Source organism: Xanthomonas theicola (assembly GCF_014236795.1).
Classification (GTDB): Bacteria; Pseudomonadota; Gammaproteobacteria; order Xanthomonadales; family Xanthomonadaceae; genus Xanthomonas_A; species Xanthomonas_A theicola.
In genome coordinates, this window is record NZ_CP049017.1 from 3622853 (window position 1) to 3640141 (window position 17289).

General features: G+C 69.3%; 18 protein-coding genes. 10 read left to right on the top strand and 8 right to left on the bottom strand.

Annotated elements, in window-relative coordinates; translation table 11 throughout:
* Positions 1-141 precede the first annotated feature (141 nt).
* Genes G4Q83_RS16870 through G4Q83_RS16895 form a run of 6 tightly spaced genes read left to right on the top strand, consistent with a single transcriptional unit; the run spans position 142 to position 6039 of the window.
* Positions 142-2973, top strand: a complete 2832-nt coding sequence (locus G4Q83_RS16870) for a monovalent cation/H+ antiporter subunit A (protein ID WP_128419695.1) — start codon at positions 142-144, stop codon at positions 2971-2973.
* Positions 2973-3332 carry a Na+/H+ antiporter subunit C gene (locus G4Q83_RS16875; RefSeq protein ID WP_128419696.1) on the top strand — a complete coding sequence of 120 codons (360 nt, stop codon included), beginning with the start codon at positions 2973-2975 and terminating at the stop codon, positions 3330-3332. Before G4Q83_RS16870 ends, G4Q83_RS16875 begins: the two co-directional genes overlap by 1 nt.
* Positions 3329-4891, top strand: a complete 1563-nt coding sequence (locus G4Q83_RS16880) for a monovalent cation/H+ antiporter subunit D (RefSeq protein WP_128419697.1) — start codon at positions 3329-3331, stop codon at positions 4889-4891. The genes G4Q83_RS16875 and G4Q83_RS16880 overlap by 4 nt, the downstream gene beginning before the upstream one ends.
* A 1-nt stretch (position 4892) precedes the next feature.
* Complete coding sequence (locus tag G4Q83_RS16885) at positions 4893-5393, top strand: Na+/H+ antiporter subunit E (protein WP_128419698.1); 501 nt, start codon at positions 4893-4895, stop codon at positions 5391-5393.
* Positions 5390-5674 carry a K+/H+ antiporter subunit F gene (locus G4Q83_RS16890; protein ID WP_128419699.1) on the top strand — a complete coding sequence of 95 codons (285 nt, stop codon included), beginning with the start codon at positions 5390-5392 and terminating at the stop codon, positions 5672-5674. The genes G4Q83_RS16885 and G4Q83_RS16890 overlap by 4 nt, the downstream gene beginning before the upstream one ends.
* Complete coding sequence (locus G4Q83_RS16895; RefSeq protein ID WP_128419700.1) at positions 5671-6039, top strand: Na+/H+ antiporter subunit G; 369 nt, start codon at positions 5671-5673, stop codon at positions 6037-6039. The genes G4Q83_RS16890 and G4Q83_RS16895 overlap by 4 nt, the downstream gene beginning before the upstream one ends.
* 171 nt (positions 6040-6210) lie before the next feature.
* On the opposite strand, the gene G4Q83_RS16900 is transcribed toward G4Q83_RS16895, so the two are convergent.
* The 3 genes from G4Q83_RS16900 to G4Q83_RS24275 form a co-directional block, all read right to left on the bottom strand.
* Positions 6211-7161, bottom strand: a complete 951-nt coding sequence (locus tag G4Q83_RS16900; protein ID WP_128419701.1) for a calcium/sodium antiporter — start codon at positions 7159-7161, stop codon at positions 6211-6213.
* 408 nt (positions 7162-7569) lie between these two features.
* Positions 7570-8019, bottom strand: coding sequence for a lectin (locus G4Q83_RS16905; protein ID WP_343068356.1), 450 nt, complete (start codon positions 8017-8019; stop codon positions 7570-7572).
* On the bottom strand, positions 8020-8184 hold the full coding sequence (locus G4Q83_RS24275) for a hypothetical protein (protein WP_343068357.1): 165 nt from the start codon (positions 8182-8184) through the stop codon (positions 8020-8022).
* A 145-nt stretch (positions 8185-8329) separates the two neighbouring features.
* Between G4Q83_RS24275 and G4Q83_RS16910 the strand changes: the two genes are divergently transcribed.
* Positions 8330-8794, top strand: coding sequence for a hypothetical protein (locus G4Q83_RS16910; protein ID WP_128419702.1), 465 nt, complete (start codon positions 8330-8332; stop codon positions 8792-8794).
* A gap of 13 nt (positions 8795-8807) precedes the next feature.
* Here the strand turns inward: G4Q83_RS16910 and hmgA are convergent, their stop codons facing one another.
* Positions 8808-10109, bottom strand: a complete 1302-nt coding sequence (gene hmgA, locus G4Q83_RS16915) for a homogentisate 1,2-dioxygenase (RefSeq protein ID WP_128419703.1) — start codon at positions 10107-10109, stop codon at positions 8808-8810.
* A 130-nt stretch (positions 10110-10239) separates the two neighbouring features.
* Positions 10240-11352 (bottom strand): 4-hydroxyphenylpyruvate dioxygenase, encoded by a 1113-nt coding sequence (hppD, locus tag G4Q83_RS16920; RefSeq protein ID WP_386272957.1) that lies wholly within the window; start codon positions 11350-11352, stop codon positions 10240-10242.
* Between the two features lie 133 nt (positions 11353-11485).
* Between hppD and G4Q83_RS16925 the strand changes: the two genes are divergently transcribed.
* Positions 11486-11974, top strand: coding sequence for a MarR family winged helix-turn-helix transcriptional regulator (locus G4Q83_RS16925; RefSeq protein ID WP_128419704.1), 489 nt, complete (start codon positions 11486-11488; stop codon positions 11972-11974).
* Between the two features lie 114 nt (positions 11975-12088).
* On the opposite strand, the gene G4Q83_RS16930 is transcribed toward G4Q83_RS16925, so the two are convergent.
* The 3 genes from G4Q83_RS16930 to G4Q83_RS16940 form a co-directional block, all read right to left on the bottom strand.
* Complete coding sequence (locus G4Q83_RS16930; RefSeq protein ID WP_128419705.1) at positions 12089-12697, bottom strand: thioredoxin family protein; 609 nt, start codon at positions 12695-12697, stop codon at positions 12089-12091.
* A gap of 16 nt (positions 12698-12713) precedes the next feature.
* Positions 12714-14237: a peptide MFS transporter gene (locus G4Q83_RS16935; RefSeq protein WP_128419706.1), complete on the bottom strand. Its 1524-nt coding sequence runs from the start codon at positions 14235-14237 to the stop codon at positions 12714-12716.
* Positions 14238-14413: 176 nt separating this feature from the next.
* Complete coding sequence (locus G4Q83_RS16940; protein WP_128419707.1) at positions 14414-15310, bottom strand: tryptophan 2,3-dioxygenase; 897 nt, start codon at positions 15308-15310, stop codon at positions 14414-14416.
* Between the two features lie 164 nt (positions 15311-15474).
* On the opposite strand from G4Q83_RS16940, the gene G4Q83_RS23620 reads away from it, so the two are divergent.
* Together G4Q83_RS23620 and pdhA are read left to right on the top strand one after the other, a co-directional pair.
* A complete protein-coding gene (locus G4Q83_RS23620; RefSeq protein ID WP_246432136.1) occupies positions 15475-15810 on the top strand; it encodes a hypothetical protein in 336 nt (111 codons plus the stop codon).
* A gap of 362 nt (positions 15811-16172) precedes the next feature.
* Positions 16173-17261, top strand: coding sequence for a pyruvate dehydrogenase (acetyl-transferring) E1 component subunit alpha (gene pdhA, locus G4Q83_RS16950; protein WP_128419708.1), 1089 nt, complete (start codon positions 16173-16175; stop codon positions 17259-17261).
* Positions 17262-17289: the final 28 nt, after the last annotated feature.

Consider the following 17289-nt stretch of genomic DNA (forward strand, 5'->3'; position numbering starts at 1 on the left):
CCGCGGCGCGCTCGCAAGCGCGTCACTCCGGCTGCGCTACGGTGCGGCCATGATGCCGTATGCGTGGACCACCATCGCAAGCCTGGGCCCGGATGCGCCTGTTATACTCGGGCTTCTGCTCGCGAAGCTCGTATTCCCTGCATGATTCGGCTCCTGGACGTCCTGCTGGCGTTGCCGTTTCTGATGGCGGCGGCCGCGGTCGCCCTGCGCCATCGTTCGCGCACCACGCTGGCCTGGGTCGCCGCGGCGGCGCCGCTGGCCGGGCTGGCGCTGCTGGGCATGATGACCCCGACCGTGCTGGACGGCGGCATCGTCCGCGCCGACCACGCCTGGCTGCCGCAGATCGGGCTGCTGTTCTCGCTGCGCCTGGACGGATTGGCGTGGATGTTCGCCGGGCTGGTGCTGGCGATCGGCGCGCTGGTGGCGATGTACGCGCACTATTACCTCGGCGCGCGCGAGAACGTGGCGCGCTTCTACGGCTATCTGCTGCTGTTCATGGGCGCGATGCTGGGTATGGTGATCGCCGGCAACCTGCTGTTGCTGATGGTGTTCTGGGAACTGACCAGCATCAGCTCGTTCCTGTTGATCGGGTTCTGGTCGCATCGCCAGGATGCGCGCGACGGCGCGCGCATGGCGCTGGTGATCACCGGCGGCGGCGGCCTGGCGCTGCTCGGCGGGGTGCTGCTGATCGGTCGCATCGTCGGCAGCTACCAACTCGATGCGGTGCTCGCCGCCGGCGACGCGATCCGCGCCAGCGCGCTGTATCCATGGGCGCTGGGCCTGATCCTGCTCGGCATCTTCACCAAGAGCGCGCAGTTCCCGTTCCATTTCTGGCTGCCGCACGCGATGGCCGCGCCGACCCCGGTGTCGGCCTATCTGCACTCGGCGACGATGGTCAAGGCCGGCGTGTTCCTGCTGACGCGGCTGCATCCGGCGCTGGCCGGCAGCGAGCTGTTCTTCTACGCGGTCAGCGGCATCGGCGCGGTCACCCTGCTAGTCGGCGCCTGGTGCGCAATCTTCCAGCACGACCTGAAGGGCCTGCTGGCGTATTCGACGATCTCGCACCTGGGCCTGATCACCATGCTGTTCGGGCTGTCCACGCCGATGGCGGTGGTGGCCGGGGTGTTCCACATCCTCAACCACGCGGTGTTCAAGGCTTCGCTGTTCATGGCCGCGGGCATCATCGACCACGAGACCGGTACCCGCGACATGCGCCGGCTCGGCAACCTGCGCCGCTGGATGCCGTTCACCAGCGCGCTGGCGATCACCGCTTCGCTGTCGATGGCCGGCATTCCGCTGCTCAACGGCTTCCTGTCCAAGGAGATGTTCTTCGCGCAGGCGCTGCGCGCCGACGGCCCGGTGGCGATGCGCGTGTTCACCGCCACGGCGGCGTTGCTGGCCGGCGTGTTCGCCGTCGCCTACAGCCTGCGCTTCGTCTACGAGACCTTCTTCGGCGAGGGGCCGCGGCAACTGGACGGGCTGCCGCACGAGCCGCCGCGCTGGATGAAGATCCCGGTGGAAGTGCTGGTGCTGGCGTGCGTGGCGGTCGGCATCTTTCCGGCGCTGACCGTGGCGCCGGTGCTGCACGCGGCGGCCGGCGCGATCCTCGGCGACGCGCTGCCCGACTACAGCTTGGCGGTGTGGCACGGCTGGAACGCGCCGCTGGCGATGAGCATCGCCGGCATGCTCGGCGGCGTGGCGCTGTACTTCGGCCTGCGCCGCCTGACCGCGCTGTACACCGAGGTGCGCCGCTCGCTGGGCAAGCGCGCGTTCCACTGGCAGGTGGATGCCTTGTTCGGCGTCGCCGCGCGCTTCACCCGGCTGCTGACCAACGGCAGCCTGCAGCGCAGCCTGCGCTGGCTGCTGTTGAGCGCGGTGGTCGTGGCGGCGGCGCCGTTGGTCGCCGCGCCGCCGCCGTGGAGCCAGTGGCCGGCGCCGCAGCCGATGCCGTTGCTGGGCTGGGCGCTGTGGCTGCTGATCGTCGGCTGCGCGCTGGCCACGCTGTTGCTGTACCGGGAGCGCCTGCTGGCGATCCTGGTGATCGGCGGCAGCGGCCTGGGCGTGAGCCTGGTGTTCGTGTTTCTGTCGGCGCCGGACCTGGCGCTGACCCAGCTGCTGGTGGAGATGGTCACGCTGCTGCTGATGCTGCTGGCGATGAACTACCTGCCCAAGGCCTCGCCGGTCGAGCCGCAGCGCTGGCGCAAGGCGCGCGATGCGATGCTGGCGGTCGCCGCCGGCGCCGGCATGGCCATGCTGGCGTACTCGGTGATGACCCGGCCGGCGTCGACGATGGCCGGCGAACTGCTGCAGCGCGCGCTGCCGGAAGCCTACGGGCGCAACGTGGTCAACGTGATCCTGGTCGATTTCCGCGGCTTCGACACGTTCGGCGAGATCACCGTGTTCGGCATCGCCGCGCTGGTGGTGCATGCGCTGCTGCGGCGCGCGCGGATGGCGCCGGAGAAGGTGATGCCGGGGCCGCCGATCAAGTTGCCGGTGCCGGCCGACCTGGCGCAGCTGATGTTCCCGCTCACCCTGACCGTGTCGATCTTCCTGTTCCTGCGCGGGCACAACGCGCCCGGCGGCGGCTTCATCGCCGGCCTGGTGCTGGCGGTGCCGCTGCTGATCCAGTACGTGATCCAGGGCGCGGCCTCGGTGGAATCGCGCTTCGGCTTCGACTACATCCGCTGCATCGGCCTGGGCCTGTCGCTGGCCGCGCTCAGCGGCATGGCCTCGATGCTGTTCGGGGCGCCGTTCCTGACCAGCGGCCACTACGACCTCTACGTCCCGCTGATCGGCGACATCGCGCTGGCCAGCGCGCTGGGTTTCGATACCGGCGTGTACCTGGTCGTGTTCGGCGGCACCATGCTGACCCTGTCGATGATGGGCACGATCAAACCCTCGCGCACGCGCGAGTCCCAGCGCGGCGAGATCGACCCGGCGCAGCGCTCCGCACGCACCGGGGAGATGCGCTGATGGAACTGGCCCTGGCGAGCGCGATCGGCGTGCTGACCGCGGTCGGCGCGTACCTGCTGCTGCGTGCGCGCAGCTTCGACGTGATCCTGGGCATGACCGTGCTGTCCTATGCCACCAACCTGCTGATCTTCGCCGGCGGGCGGCCGGTGCAGGGCAAGGCGCCGGTGTTGCGCGACGGCGTCGCCGCCACCCTGGCCGAGCATACCGATCCGCTGCCGCAGGCGCTGGTGCTGACCGCGATCGTGATCGCCTTCGCGCTGACCGCGGTCAGCGTGGTGCTGGCGATGCGCAGCCGCGGCGACAACCGCAGCGACCACGTCGATGCGCGCGTCGATCGCGACGGCGACAGCGCGCTATGAACCACCTGGTCATCCTGCCGATCCTGATCCCGCTGCTGGGCGCGGCGCTGTCCCTGTTCGTCGAGCACCGCCGCTACGGGCGCCACGTGCGTCGCGCCGTGGCCTGGACCGCGATGGCGGCGCTGGCCGCAGCGGTGATCGCGCTGTTCGTGCGCGCCGGCGACGGCCATGTGCAGGTGTACCTGCTCGGCGATTGGCCGTCGCGGCTGGGCATCGCGCTGATGGCCGACCGCCTATCGGCGTGGATGCTGCTGACCACCACCCTGCTCGCCGCGGCCTGCCTGCTGCACGCCTGCGCCGGCTGGGACCGGCGCGCGCCGCACTTCCACGCGTTGTTCCAGTTCCAGCTGGTCGGCCTCAACGGCGCGTTCCTGACCGGCGACGTGTTCAACCTGTTCGTGTTCTTCGAGGTGATGCTGGTCGCCTCCTACGGCCTGCTGCTCAGCGGCGGGCGCGGCCTGCGCCTGCGCGTGGGCTTCCATTACGTGGTGTTCAACGTCACCGCCTCCACCCTGTTCCTGATCGCGCTCGGCCTGCTGTACGCGCTGCTCGGTTCGTTGAACATGGCCGAGCTGTCGCAGCGCATCGCGCAGGCGCCGGCGGAGAACCTGCGCCTGATCAAGGCCGCGTTCGGCCTGTTGCTGCTGGTGTTCTGCGCCAAGGCCGCGCTGCTGCCGCTGTACCTGTGGCTGCCGGAAACCTACGCGCGCGCGCCGGCGCCGGTGGCGGCGCTGTTCGTGGTGATGACCAAGGTCGGGCTGTACGCGGTGCTGCGGGTGAGCACGCTGATCCTGGGCAGCCAGACGCAGGCGCTGGACGGCTACGGCCGCGACTGGCTGCTGTGGCTGGGCATCGGCACGCTGCTGCTGGCCGCGCTCGGGGTACTGGCGGCGGTACGCCTGCGGGTGCTGGTCGGCTACCTGGTGATCGTGTCGGCGGCGACGCTGTTCGTCGCCTTCGCCCTGGACGCGCCGGGCACGCTCGGCGCCGGCCTTTACTACCTGGCGCACAGCAGCTTCGTCGCCGCGGCGCTGTTCCTGATCGCCGACCTGATCCGGCGCCGCCGCGGCGACGCCAGCGACCGCAAGGAAGTGATCGCGCCGCTGCCGGGCAAGACCGTCCCCGGCGTGCTGTTCCTGATCGCGGCGGTCTCGGTGGCCGGGCTGCCGCCGCTGTCTGGGTTCCTGGCCAAGGTCGCGATCCTCAGCGCCACGCCAGCGGCCGACGTGGCGCCGATCTGGGCGGCGGTGCTGCTCAGCAGCCTGATGGTGATCATGGGCCTGGCCCGCGCCGGCGTGCGCCTGTTCTGGCGCGTGCCGGGCGACCAGCAGGCCCTGCACGACGAGGGCGCGCAACCGCGGCAGGCGCGGCCGCACAAGGCGCCGGCGCGGCCGCTGGAGACCGCAGCGACGCTGCTGCTGCTCGGCTATGGCATGGCGATGACCGTCGCCGCCGGGCCGATGCTGCGCTATACCGAATCGGCGGCCGCGCAGTTGCTGCGCCCGGCCGATTATGTTGCCCAACTGCGCGCCGCCGCGCCGGTCCTGCGGGAGCCCTGAGATGCGCCGTCCCCGGTTGCGCCGCCTGTTCCCCTCGTGGCCGTTGAGCGTCACCGTCGCCGTGTTCTGGCTGCTGATGAGCGACAGCTTCGGCCTGGGCCCGCTGCTGCTGGGCACGCTGCTGGGAGTGGCGGTGCCGCTGTTCGCCGCGCGCCTGGACCGCGAGTTCGCGCGCATCGGCTCGCTGCGCTCGGTGCCGAAGATGCTGTGCGTGGTCGCCTGGGACATCGTGCGTTCCAACGTGGTGGTGGCGCTGCAGGTGCTGGGCCCGGAATCCAGGATCCACCCCGGTTTCGTCTGGGTGCCGCTGGACATCGCCAACATCCACGGCATCGCCGCGCTGACCAGCATGATCACGCTGACCCCGGGCACGGTGTCGGCGGCGCTGTCGGATGACCGCAAGCATTTGCTGGTGCACGTACTGCACCTGGACGATGCCGAGACCGTGATCCGGCAGATCAAAACGCGCTACGAAGCGCCGCTGATGGAGATCTTTCCATGACGGGACACCTGTTCATCGAGGGCAGCATCGCCGTGTGCATGCACGTGGTGGCGTTGGCGATGCTGCTGGCGCTGTGGCGACTGCTGCGCGGGCCGACGGTGCCGGACCGCATCCTGGCGCTGGACACACTGTCGGTGACCGCGATCGCCGAGCTGATGCTGTTCGGCATGCACCTGAACTCGCCGGTGTACTTCGAGGCGGCGCTGGTCATCGCCATGCTCGGCTTCGGCAGCACCGTGGTGCTGAGCAAGTACGTGCTGCGCCGGAACATCGTCGAATGATCGGGCTGCTGCAGGTGGCGCTGTCGCTGCTGCTGATCATCGGCTGCTGCTTCATCCTGGTCGGCGCGCTGGGGCTGGTGAAGCTGTCCGACTTCTTCAAGCGCCTGCACGCGCCGACCAAGGCCGGCACGCTGGGCGTGGGCTGCGTGCTGCTGGCCTCGGTCGGCTACCACCTGTTCCTGGGCCAGGACCCGCAACCACGCGAACTGCTGATCACCGCATTCCTGTTCATCACCGCGCCGATCAGTGCGCACATGATGGCCAAGGCCGCGCTGTCGCTGATGATGGAACAGCGGCCGCAAGTGCCCAGCAACGATCATGCCGACAAGGAAGGGCCGCCGCCGCCGACGCAGGACGAGCGCTGAGGATTACGGTCACCGCAATGTTGTGGGAGCGACTTCAGTCGCGACAGCTTTTACCGGTACCGCCCGTCGCGACTGAAGTCGCTCGCACAAGTGACATCATCGAATCAACGACTCCGGCCGCGAGCTGGCCCCCGCTTTTCCGAGTCCCCAGTCCCGGGTCCCGGGCCCGCCTCACCCCACCAGCACCACTTCCAACCCGACCCAAGCCAGAAACGCGGCCAGCAGCACCGCGCCTTCGCCGCGGCTGATGCGCATGTCGCCGCGCAGCATCGGATACAGCACCACGCTGAACGCGATCGCCGCCGGCAGTTCCAGGCGCACGAACGAGGCCGGCAGCGGCAGCGGCCGCAACGCCGCCATCCCGCCGATCACCACCAGCAGGTTGAACAGGCTCGAGCCGAGCACGTGGCCGACCACCATGTCGCCCTGTCCGCGACGCGCGGCGGCGATCGCGGCGGCCGCCTCCGGCAACGCGGTGCCGATCGCGACCGGCAACAGGCCGACCAGCAGCGGCGACAGGCCCCAAGCGGCGCCGAGCCGCGGCGCGGCATCGACCACCAGCTTGGCGCCGGCGTACAGCAGCACGACCGCGATCAGCAGCCGCAGCAGGTTCAGGCCGAGCGCGGTGCGGGTCACCGCATAGCCGGACAGGCCGAGTTGGCGCGCGGCGTCTTCGCTGCGCGCACGGCGCAGCAGGAACGCCAGCACGCCGACGAAGCCCAGCAACAGCAGCCCGCCTTCCAGCCGCGAGATCGCCCCGTCCAGGCCGAAGCCGATCAGCGCCAGCGTCGCCAGCGCCAGCAGCACCAGCAGCGGCGCCAGCATCCGCGTGCGCACCAGCAGCGGCGCCGCCAGCGCGGCCAGCGCCAGGGTGAGGCCAAGGTTGGCCAGGTTGCTGCCGATCGCGTTGCCCAGCGCCAGGTCCTGCGCCCCGATCGCGTAGGCGCGCGCATTGACCGCCAGTTCCGGCAGCGAAGTGCCGAAGGCCACCAGCAGCAGGCCGGCCACGAACGGCGAGACGCCGCAACGTTGCGCCAGGCCCGAGGCCGCCTTCACGATCGAGTCGCCGCCCAATGCCAGCAACAGCAGTCCCACCAGCACCAAGCCGATCGCGCTCGCCATCGTCCACTTCCTCTTTTACGATGCGCGATTCTATGCGCAGCGCGGATGATGCGGCCGTCATCGTGGCGACGGCATGGAAGGGATATGGCGGTGGGGGGCTGAGTGCACTGCAGCGGGAGCTTCGGACTCGAGGGCTGCCGACGCGCACCAGCGCGGCGCGGCGTCTGTCGCGGTTGAAACCACTCCTGCAGGGAGCATGGCCGACCGGCGGGTTGCACTGTAGGAGGGGCTTCAGCGCCGACAACTGACGAAGCCTGCCAACTCGCCGCTGCAACTGCCGCGGTTGAAACCGCTCTACAGGGAGCATGGCGGACTGGCGCGGACACTGTGGGAAGGACTTCAGTCCCGACGCGTTCGCTAACTGCACCTGTGAGGTTCTTCGCGGCCACGCCCCTGAAAGCAACGGCGCTAGCCGCAGCCCTCGACGTAGTCCACCTGCGGCGGCAGGCCGACGCGCCAGACGCTGGCCCTGCCGACGGCGTCGATCTTGAACACCAGCACGCCGGACTGGGCGGCATTACCGCCGATGCGCAGGACCTTGTCGCCTCCGACGTACTCGTGCGGCTGCTCCTGCACGCGTCCGGCATACAGCGTGCGCAGTTGCGCCAGCGCCATGCCGACCTTGCCGCCGCCCGGCGCGGTCTCGCTGGCGGTGCGCACGTCGTAGCGCACCCGCCGGTCGGCTTCGAACATCAGGCCGATGCCGGTGCCGCCCTTGGCCCAGCGCGGCGTCAGGGAATAGCAGCCGCCGGCCGCGCCCGGCTCGCCGTCGAGCGCGCCGCCCCAGGCCGCGCACATGCCCAGGCGCAGGTCGCCATAGCCGTCCTCGCGCGCCAGCTGACGGTCGGCCGGCGCCATCTACGGCGGCAGCGCCGCCGCCAGGGCCTGCGCCGGCGGCACGTCGGTATCGAGCTGGTCCAGCGCCGGCGGCGGCAGGGCGTGGTCGCCCGCCGGCGCCGGCGACGTGTCGCAGGCAGCCAGTGCGAGCAGCAGCGAGGCAACAACGGGCAGGGTCGGCTTCATCGCAGGTCCTCGAAACAGCAGCGCAAGAGAGCAGCGCATAGGCTGGCGCGCGCCGCAGGCCGACAGCGCCACCGGCCGCACGCAGCGCCTGTCATCGGTGTTTCATCGCCGACGGCGACACTGCCCACCTTCCGGAACCATTGCCATGCCGCCGCGCAAGACCGCCCTCGCCCTCGCCGCGCTGCAATCCCACGCCGCACCACTGGACATGCGCCACCGGCGCGTGTTGATCCTGGCCGACGGCCGGCGCAGCGCCGACGAACTGGCCGCACTGGGCGGCAGCAATGCCGCGGCGATCGTGCAGACGCTGCTGCAACTGGGCTATCTCGACGATGGCCGCGCGGATGCAGCGCCGCCGGATCCGCGCCGCGCCCTGCTCAACGCGCGCATGTACCTGCTCGACCTGCTGCAACTGCAGCGCCACCCGGCCTCGCGCCTGCTGCAGCAACGACTGCGCGACGCGCGCGAGGAGGCCGCCACGCTGCAGGCGATCGCGCACGCGCTGCGCGCGATGCCGGAAATGACCTCCCAGCGCTACGCGCAGCGCATCCGCGAGCGCGTGCTGGAAGTGCTGCCGGCGCCGTTGCACGCGGCGCTGGCCGCCGCCTGAGCGCGGCGCGCGCTCAGGGCGCGCGGAAGTGGCGAGGCAGGCCCTGCCAGCACTGCTGGTAGTCGCGTTGGCGATGCGGCGCTGACAGCGCCTGCGCGGTCGGGCGCAGCACCGCGCGGGTCTCGAACATGAAAGCCATCGTGTCGGCGATGACGTCCGGCCGCGACAGGTCCGCCTGCGAGGCCTTGTCGAACGTGGCTGCGTCCGGGCCATGTCCACTCATGCAGTTGTGCAGCGAGGCGCCGCCCGACGCGAAGCCTTCGGCCTTGGCGTCGTAGACGCCGTGCACCAGTCCCATGAACTCGCTGGCCAGGTTGCGGTGGAACCACGGCGGCCGGAACGTGTGCTGCGCCACCAGCCAGCGCGGCGGGAAGATCGCGAAATCCAGGTTGGCGGTCCCCGGCGTGTCGCTGGGCGCGGTGAGCACGGTGAAGATGCTCGGATCGGGATGGTCGAAGCTGATCGAGCCGATCGTGTTGAAGCGGCGCAGGTCGTACTTGTACGGCGCGTAGTTGCCGTGCCAGGCGACCACGTCCAGCGGCGAATGCGCGATCGGCGCGCGCCACAGGTGGCCCTGGAACTTGGCGATCAGTTCGAACGCGCCCTCGTCCTCCTCGAAGGCGGCCACCGGAGTGAGGAAATCGCGCGGATTGGCCAGGCCGTTGGCGCCGATCGGCCCCAGGTCGGGCAGCCGCAGCAGCGCGCCGAAGTTCTCGCACACGTAGCCGCGCGCCTGGCCGTCGGGCAGCGCGACGCGGAACCGCACGCCGCGCGGGATCACGGCGATTTCCTGCGGTTCGACCTCGAGCGCGCCCAGTTCGGTGCACAGCTGCAGCCGGCCGAGTTGCGGCACGATCAGCAGCTCGGCGTCGGCGTCGTAGAAGAAACGCCCCTGCATCGACGCGTTGGCGGCGTACAGATGCACCGCCACGCCGTGCTGCGCCGCGGCCGAGCCGTTGCCGGCCATCGCGTACAGGCCATCGACGAAATCCAGCGGCGCCTGCGGCAGCGGTAACGGACTCCAGCGCAATTGGTCCGGCGACACCGGCCCGGCATCGAAGTCGTTGTGGAAGCCGACGGCCTGCGTGTAGGCGGCGAACGTGCCGTGCACCGCCGCCGGGCGGATCCGGTACAGCCAACTGCGCCGGTTGAGTCCGCGCGGCGCGGTGAACGCGGTCCCGGACAACTGCTCGGCGTACAGGCCATGGGCCACGCGCTGCGGCGAGTTCTGCCCGACCGGCAGCGTGCCCGCCACCGCCTCGCTGGCGAATTCGTTGCCGAAGCCGGATTGGTAGTGGAGCGTGCCGTTGTGCATGGTTGGGCTCGGGAAGTCGGGACTCGGGAAAAGCTTGACGAACGAAACGCTTGCGGCATGCCGCCGACAGGCCCAAGGACATGAACTGCCGGGACTGCTTTACCGAGTCCCCTGTCCCCGGTCCCGGCTCTCAAAGCACCCCGCGCTTCATCTGGTCGCGCTCGATGCTCTCGAACAGCGCCTGGAAGTTGCCTTCGCCGAAGCCTTCGTTGCCCTTGCGCTGGATGATCTCGAAGAAGATCGGGCCGATGCAGTTCTGGGTGAATATCTGCAGCAGCTTGCGCTGCTTGGTCTCCGTGTCGGCGTCGATCAGGATCTTGTTCCTGGCCAGCCGCGCCACGTCTTCGCCGTGGTCGGGAATGCGCTGGTCGATCACCTCGAAGTAGGCCTCCGGGGTGTCCAGGAACTCCACGCCCGCCGCACGCATGCGCTCCACCGTCACGTAAATGTCGTCGGTAAAGCAGGCGATGTGCTGGATGCCTTCGCCATGGTAGGCATCGAGGTACTCGTTGATCTGGCTCTTCGGGTCGGAGGACTCGTTGAGCGGGATGCGCACCACCCCGTCCGGCGCGGTCATCGCCTTGGAGGTCAGACCGGTCTTGGCGCCCCTGATGTCGAAGTAGCGGATCTCGCGGAAGTTGAACAGGCGCTCGTAGTAGTCCGACCAGCGCTGCATGTTGCCGAAGTACAGGTTGTGGGTCAGGTGGTCGATGAAGGTCAGGCCGAAGCCGGCCGGATGCGGTTCGGCGCCGGGCACCGGTTCGAACTCGGCGTACACCGAACCCTTCTCGCCATAGCGGTCGACCAGGTACAGCATGCAGTCGCCGATGCCCTTGACCACCGGCGCCGGCACCGCGCGGGTGTCGGCCTTGTCGCCGATGGCCTCGCCGCCGTTCTCCAGCACCTTGGCGAACACCTCCTCGGCCGGATGCCGGAAGCGGATCGCGAAGCCGCAGGCGCAAGGGCCGTGCGCGGCGGCGAAATCGGCGGCGAAGGAGTCCGGGTCCTCGTTGAGCAGGAAACTGACCCCGCCCTGCCGGTACACGGTGATCGCGCGGCGGCGGTGGCGCAGCACCGCGCTGAAGCCCATGCTGCGGAAGTACGCGTGCAACCGTTCGCCCTGCCCGGCGGGCGCGGCGAACTCGACGAATTCGAAGCCGTCGATGCCCATCGGGTTCTCGAAGGTGGTGACCTGCATGCCCAGGTTGGCCGGCTGGGACGGATACTGCGGTTGTGCGCTCATGGCGCGTCTCCTGGAGGATGCGGGTGGTGGCCGGCCGACATTCGAATGCGGACGGACGCCAGACTCGCGAGAATGAACGATCGTGTCCTCCGTTATAGTTACAAATGAAACCACAAGCAAGGTGCAATGCAGCATGACGTCGATCGCCCCCGCCGCCCCGCGCGTCCCCGAGCCGCCCTCGCTCGACCTGGAGCAGTTCCTGCCCTACCGGATCAGCGTGCTGTCCAACCGGATCAGCAGCAACATCGCCCGCGTCTACGGCGAGCGCTACGGCATGGCGGTGACCGAGTGGCGGGTGATGGCGGTGCTGGCGCTGTACCCGGGGCTGTCCGCCGGCGAGGTGTCCGAGCGCACCGCGATGGACAAGGTGGCAGTGAGCCGCGCGGTGGCGCGGCTGCTGGAGCGCGACTTCATCCAGCGCGAAACGCATGGCGACGACCGCCGTCGCTCGGTGCTGCACCTGTCCGACGCGGGGGTAGAGGTCTACCAGGTGGTCGCGCCGATGGTGCTGGAATGCGAGCGCCGCCTGCTTGCGCCGTTGAGCGAAGAAGAACAGCGCGTGCTGAACCGGCTGATCGATCGCCTGGCCGCCGAGGGGCTGCCGAGCATGACCGGCAAGTGAGGCGCCACGCCCGCGCGTGGCGGGCGTGGCGCGCAGATGCGGCGCTATCGAACTGCGCGCCGCAGGCACGTAGGAGCGGCTTCAGCCGCTGCTGCAAACAGCCCGCCGCTCCGCTCAGGTCTTCGGCGGCGCCCACTGCTTGAGGAAGTCGAAGAACTTCTTGCGGTCGTAGCCCTCCCCCTTCTCCAGCTCGCCGGTGAACTGCGAGTGCAGCAGCTTGCCGTTGGCATCCAGCACCAGCAGGTGCGGATAGGACTCGATCTTGGGGTACTGCGCCAGGAAGGCCTCGTTCTTGTCGTCGTCGCTGTAGTTGACCTTGACCCACACGTAGTTGGCGTCGCGGAAACTGCGCAGCTCCGCGTCGCCCTCGATGAAGGCATCGAGGATGTGGCACCACGAGCACCACTCGCCGCCCACGTCGAGCAGGATGCGCTTGCCGCCGCGCTTGGCTTCCACCTCGGCCGTTTCCAGGTCGTTGGCCGGGTCGCGGGCCGGGTCGAACTGCGCGCCCAGCGCCGCCACCGCGGCCACGTCGGCGGCGGCCGGGGTGTTGCCCGAGGCCACCGGCTGGTTCGGATCGGCCACCGGCGGCTTCTGCACCGAGGTGTCCAGCGGCTTGGCCGGCGCCTGTCCGGCGTCCGGCGCAGGCGCCTTGCCGCAGCCGCCCAGTGCCAGCATCAGCGCCGCCGCGCTTGCTATCGTCTTGATCGTCTTGTTCGACATTGCGATCCACCTCACGTCATTTGACACCGTGCATCAACTTGCTGATCAACGGCGCAATCAGGAACAGCAAGACTCCGGCACCGAGCAGCGCCCAGAAACCGAAGGTATACCCGCTCAGCGCGGACGATACCGTCATCCCGCTTTCGCCGCTGACATGGCTGGCGAAGATGCCGGACAGATTGTTGCCGATGCCGGTGGACAGGAACCAGCCGCCCATGCCGAAGCCGACCAGACGCAGCGGCGCCAGCTTGGTCACCATCGACAGGCCGATCGGCGACAGGCACAGCTCGCCGACCGACTGGATCACGTAGACCATGAACAAGGTCCAGAACGGGATCTTGCCGGCATCGTCGACCAGGCTCGACAGCGCGAACATCAGCAACAGGAACGCCAGGCCGTTGAACACTAGGCCCAGCGCGAACTTGCGCGAGATCGAAGGATTGAAGCGGCCGGCCTCGACCCAGATCCAGGCGATGATCGGCGCCAGGGTGATGATGGCCAGGGAGTTCACCGACTGGAACCAGGCGGTGGGGAGGGTCCAGTCGCCGAACTGGCGATCGACGATCTCGTCGGCGAGGAAGGTGAAGGAACTGCCTGCCTGCTCGAAGAACATCCAGAACAGCACGTTGAAGGCGAAGATGATCAGCATCGCGATCACCTTGTCGCGCGCCACCTTGCCGTTGCGCACGCCCTCCACCAGCAGCATCGCCGCCAGGATCACGAACATCGTGCTGAGGATCCATTGCAGGATCTCCGCGCCGGCGGCCAGCGCCAGGTACACCGCCGGGATCGCAAGCAGCATGCCGAGCAGCACATAGACCACGCGCATGCGGCCGGTGCCGTCGTGCAGCGGCGCGCCGATGCCCTTGAGCTGGCTGCGGCCGAACCAGAACCACACCAGGCTGATCAGCATGCCGATGCCCGAGGCGATGAACACCATCTTGTACGACGGCATCGCCTCGGTGCCGAATACCTTCTCGGCCAGTTGCTGGGTCAGCCACGGCGCAATCATCGCGCCCAGGTTGATGCCCATGTAGAAGATGGTGAACCCACTGTCGCGGCGCGGATCGGCGACGCTGTACAGCTTGCCGACCATGGTCGAGATGTTGGGCTTGAACAGGCCGTTGCCGACCACCACCGTCGCCAGGCCCAGCTCGAAGATCTGCGGGTTGGGTATCGAGATCAGGAACAGGCCCGCGGCCATCACCCCGGCCCCGACCAGGATCGAACGCTGGTAGCCGAGCACCCGGTCGGCGATGTAGCCGCCGAAGATCGCCGCCGCGTAGACCAGCGCCAGATAGGCGCCATAGGTGGCGCTGGCCGAGGCCTGGCCCGAACCCTGGCCGCCATGGAACTGCGCCACGATGTACAGCACCAATGCCCAGCGGATGCCGTAGAACGCGAAGCGCTCCCAGAATTCGGTCATGAACAGCATCCACAATGGCCGTGGATGGCCCAGCAAGGTCTTGAATTCGGGCAGTTGCACTGGCGGCTGCGGCGGTGAGACTGGGTGGCGCGACACGACGTCGTCAACGCTCATGCGATGTTCCCTTGCGTAGTCAGTATGGGCTGGGCGACGCGGCGGCGGGGCCGGGCGGCAGGCGAGCATCACAGAGAGGTGACGGTGGCGTCAAATTGGGTCGGGACCCGGGACCCGGGACTCGTAGGCGTTTCTCGACCTGAGCCGGCCGCTTGAAACCGACACCCAAGCGCGCGCTACGACGCCTGCGGCGTGCCATCGGGTCCCGAGTCCCGTCTTTCCAGCCCCACCGAGGTGCGCACCTCGAACAGCTCCGGGAAGAAGGTCAGCGCCAGCGCCTGCTGCAGGAAGCCCACGCCGCTGGAGCCGCCGGTGCCGCGCTTGAAGCCGATCACCCGCATCACCGTGCGCATGTGGCGGAAGCGCCACAACTGGAACTGCGTCTCCAGGTCCACCAGGTCCTCGCACAGGGAGTACTCGCGCCAGTAACTGTCGGTGTTCTCGTAGACGCGCTCGAACACCGGCCGCAGCAGCGGGTCGCTCACGTGCGGCTGGCGCCAGTCGCGCACTCGGTACTGTTCGGGCACGGCATGGCCGAAGCGCGCCAGGTAGCGCAGGAATTCCTCGTACAGGCTAGGCGCCTGCAGCACCGCCTGCAGCGTCGCCTGGCCCTGCGGGTCGTGGCCGAACACGCGCAACATCTGCGCGTTCTTGTTGCCGAGCAGGAACTCGATGGTGCGGTACTGCAGCGACTGGAAGCCGGAGGCCGGGCCGAGCACATCGCGGAAGCCCATGTACTCGGACGGGGTCAGCGTCTCCAGCACCGACCACTGCTCGGTGAGCTGGCGCAGCACCTGCTTGCTGCGCGCCAGCACCTTGCGGCACTGCCAGACCTCGTCGCGCTGCAGGTGCGCGATCGCCGCGCGCAGCTCGTGCGCCAGCAGCTTCAGCCACAGCTCGGAGGTCTGGTGCTGGATGATGAACAGCAGCTCGTCGTGGTGCGGCGGGTCGGACAGCGGCTGCTGCGCCGACAGCAGCTGGTCCAGCCGCAGATAGCCGCCGTAGGTCAGGCGGCCTTCCAGATCGGTATGGATCCCGGCTTCGAGCGGGCGCTGGTTCTGTTCGACGGGCATGGGGGGTACGGCGGTCCGGGCCGGCAAGGGTACCGCAGCGATGCCTGTCACATCCCAGTCAACGGCTGGACCCCAAGCTCGGGCAGCATCGGACCGGCGCCTTGCCATCGCGCGCAAGGACGCCGATTCGTCGGCGCGGCTGTCCGACCACGACCCGGCGGTGGTTGCTGCTCAAGCTCAAGCCGCTGCAGCGCGCCAACCTGGGCGTGGCGGTGAACGTCGCCGAGGCCGCAGTCCAAGCCGGCGACACGATCCGCTACAGCGTCGAGGTCGGCAACGGCGACCCGGACGCGGCACGTTTCGCCGCGATCGCCTTCGCCGCCCTGGATGCCGCCCTGGCACCGGCCCTGACCGCCGCCCGGGGCCGTGACTGCACCGCGCCGCAATTGGGTGCGCAGACCCGTGCTCCACCTGCACCACGACGCAGTTCATCGCCGGCGCGGCGCCGCGCTTCGAGGTCGCAGTGCCGGCCCCGGCCGCGCTGGCTGGGCGCACGCTGACCCTGACCGCCTCGCAGACCGAGGACCCGAACCCCGACAACAACGGCGCCAGTGCGGCGATGGCGGTGCAGGCCGCGCCTGCCGGCCGACCTAGCGCTGCGCATCGATGGTCCGGCAATGCTGCCGCCGACCCGCATTCGGCGCCAGCTACCGCATCGCCCATCCGCGGCCGTTGCGCAGCCGACGACCGCAGCGCAACAATCGCGGCAGCCAACCCAGGCGGCGCATGCGCGGAACACGCTGCGCTTTCTTGCTGCGATCCAGCAAGATGCCGTGCTGCGGTGCAGGACGGCTTTTGCACACGGCTTCCTTAACATGCGCGCTCATACCATTTGAAACTTGTTGCCGAGAGTGCCGCCGTCATGCCCATCGCCGCGCAGTTCGAAATCGAATACCTGCAGTACCTGGATGCAAGCGGCCAGCCGGTCCGCGACGCGCTTCCCGCCGAATCGGCCAACCCGCAGACGCTGCTGGCGCTGTTCAAGCAGATGCTCTACGTACGCACCTTCGACGCCAAGGCGGTGGCCCTGCAGCGCACCGGCAAGCTCGGCACCTACGCCTCGTGCCTGGGCCACGAGGCCACTCACATCGGCATCGGCGCGTCGATGCGCAGCGGCGACGTGCTGGCGCCCAGCTACCGCGAGTACGGCGCCATGTTCATGCGCGGCGTGCGCCCACGCGAGGTGCTGCTGTACTGGGGCGGCGACGAACGCGGCAGCGACTTCCTGCGCGACTCGGACGCGGCCAGGGACTTCCCGATCTGCGTGCCGATCTCCACTCAGTGCCTGCACGCCGCCGGCGCGGCGCTGGCGTTCGAGCTGCGCGGCGAAGCCCATGTCGCCGTCGCCACCTGCGGCGACGGCGGCAGCTCCAAGACCGACTTCTACGCCGCGCTCAATTCCGCCGGCGCCTACACCCTGCCGCTGATCCTGTGCGTGATCAACAACGGCTGGGCAATCTCGGTGCCGCGCGCGGCGCAGACCGGCGCGCAGACCCTGGCGCAGAAGGGCCTGGCCGGCGGCCTGCATTGCCTGCAGGTGGACGGCAATGACCTGATCGCGGTGCTGGAGGCGATGCGCCAGGCGCGCGCGCGCGCGCTGTCCGGCCAGGGCGGCACGGTCATCGAGTTCCTGACCTACCGCCTGTCCGACCACACCACCGCCGACGACGCGCGCCGCTACCGCGACGAGGCCGAGGTCAAGCGCGCCTGGGAGCGCGAGCCGCTGACCCGTCTGCGCACCTGGCTGACCACGCAGGGGCTGTGGAGCGAGGCCGAGGAAGCGGGCTGGAAGCAGGAGTGCGCGCGCCTGGTCGACACCGAGGTCGACGCCTACCTGGCAACGCCGGTGCAGCCGGTGCAGGCGATGTTCGACTACCTGTACGCCGACCCGCCGCAGGACCTGCTGGCGCAGCGCGCCGAGGCCATCGCCCTGGAGCAGCGCCATGGATGAGTTCACCCCCCGCCTTGTCGACACCGAC

Bases quoted from the DNA above. Each gene is read 5' to 3' on its own strand.
- G4Q83_RS16870 (WP_128419695.1), top strand. From the start codon at position 142: ATGATTCGGCTCCTGGACGTCCTGCTGGCGTTGCCGTTTCTGATGGCG.
- G4Q83_RS16875 (WP_128419696.1), top strand. From the start codon at position 2,973: ATGGAACTGGCCCTGGCGAGCGCGATCGGCGTGCTGACCGCGGTCGGC.
- G4Q83_RS16880 (WP_128419697.1), top strand. From the start codon at position 3,329: ATGAACCACCTGGTCATCCTGCCGATCCTGATCCCGCTGCTGGGCGCG.
- G4Q83_RS16885 (WP_128419698.1), top strand. From the start codon at position 4,893: ATGCGCCGTCCCCGGTTGCGCCGCCTGTTCCCCTCGTGGCCGTTGAGC.
- G4Q83_RS16890 (WP_128419699.1), top strand. From the start codon at position 5,390: ATGACGGGACACCTGTTCATCGAGGGCAGCATCGCCGTGTGCATGCAC.
- G4Q83_RS16895 (WP_128419700.1), top strand. From the start codon at position 5,671: ATGATCGGGCTGCTGCAGGTGGCGCTGTCGCTGCTGCTGATCATCGGC.
- G4Q83_RS16900 (WP_128419701.1), bottom strand. From the start codon at position 7,161: ATGGCGAGCGCGATCGGCTTGGTGCTGGTGGGACTGCTGTTGCTGGCA.
- G4Q83_RS16905 (WP_343068356.1), bottom strand. From the start codon at position 8,019: ATGGCGCCGGCCGACCGTCAGCTGGCGCGCGAGGACGGCTATGGCGAC.
- G4Q83_RS24275 (WP_343068357.1), bottom strand. From the start codon at position 8,184: ATGAAGCCGACCCTGCCCGTTGTTGCCTCGCTGCTGCTCGCACTGGCT.
- G4Q83_RS16910 (WP_128419702.1), top strand. From the start codon at position 8,330: ATGCCGCCGCGCAAGACCGCCCTCGCCCTCGCCGCGCTGCAATCCCAC.
- hmgA (WP_128419703.1), bottom strand. From the start codon at position 10,109: ATGCACAACGGCACGCTCCACTACCAATCCGGCTTCGGCAACGAATTC.
- hppD (WP_386272957.1), bottom strand. From the start codon at position 11,352: ATGAGCGCACAACCGCAGTATCCGTCCCAGCCGGCCAACCTGGGCATG.
- G4Q83_RS16925 (WP_128419704.1), top strand. From the start codon at position 11,486: ATGACGTCGATCGCCCCCGCCGCCCCGCGCGTCCCCGAGCCGCCCTCG.
- G4Q83_RS16930 (WP_128419705.1), bottom strand. From the start codon at position 12,697: ATGTCGAACAAGACGATCAAGACGATAGCAAGCGCGGCGGCGCTGATG.
- G4Q83_RS16935 (WP_128419706.1), bottom strand. From the start codon at position 14,237: ATGAGCGTTGACGACGTCGTGTCGCGCCACCCAGTCTCACCGCCGCAG.
- G4Q83_RS16940 (WP_128419707.1), bottom strand. From the start codon at position 15,310: ATGCCCGTCGAACAGAACCAGCGCCCGCTCGAAGCCGGGATCCATACC.
- pdhA (WP_128419708.1), top strand. From the start codon at position 16,173: ATGCCCATCGCCGCGCAGTTCGAAATCGAATACCTGCAGTACCTGGAT.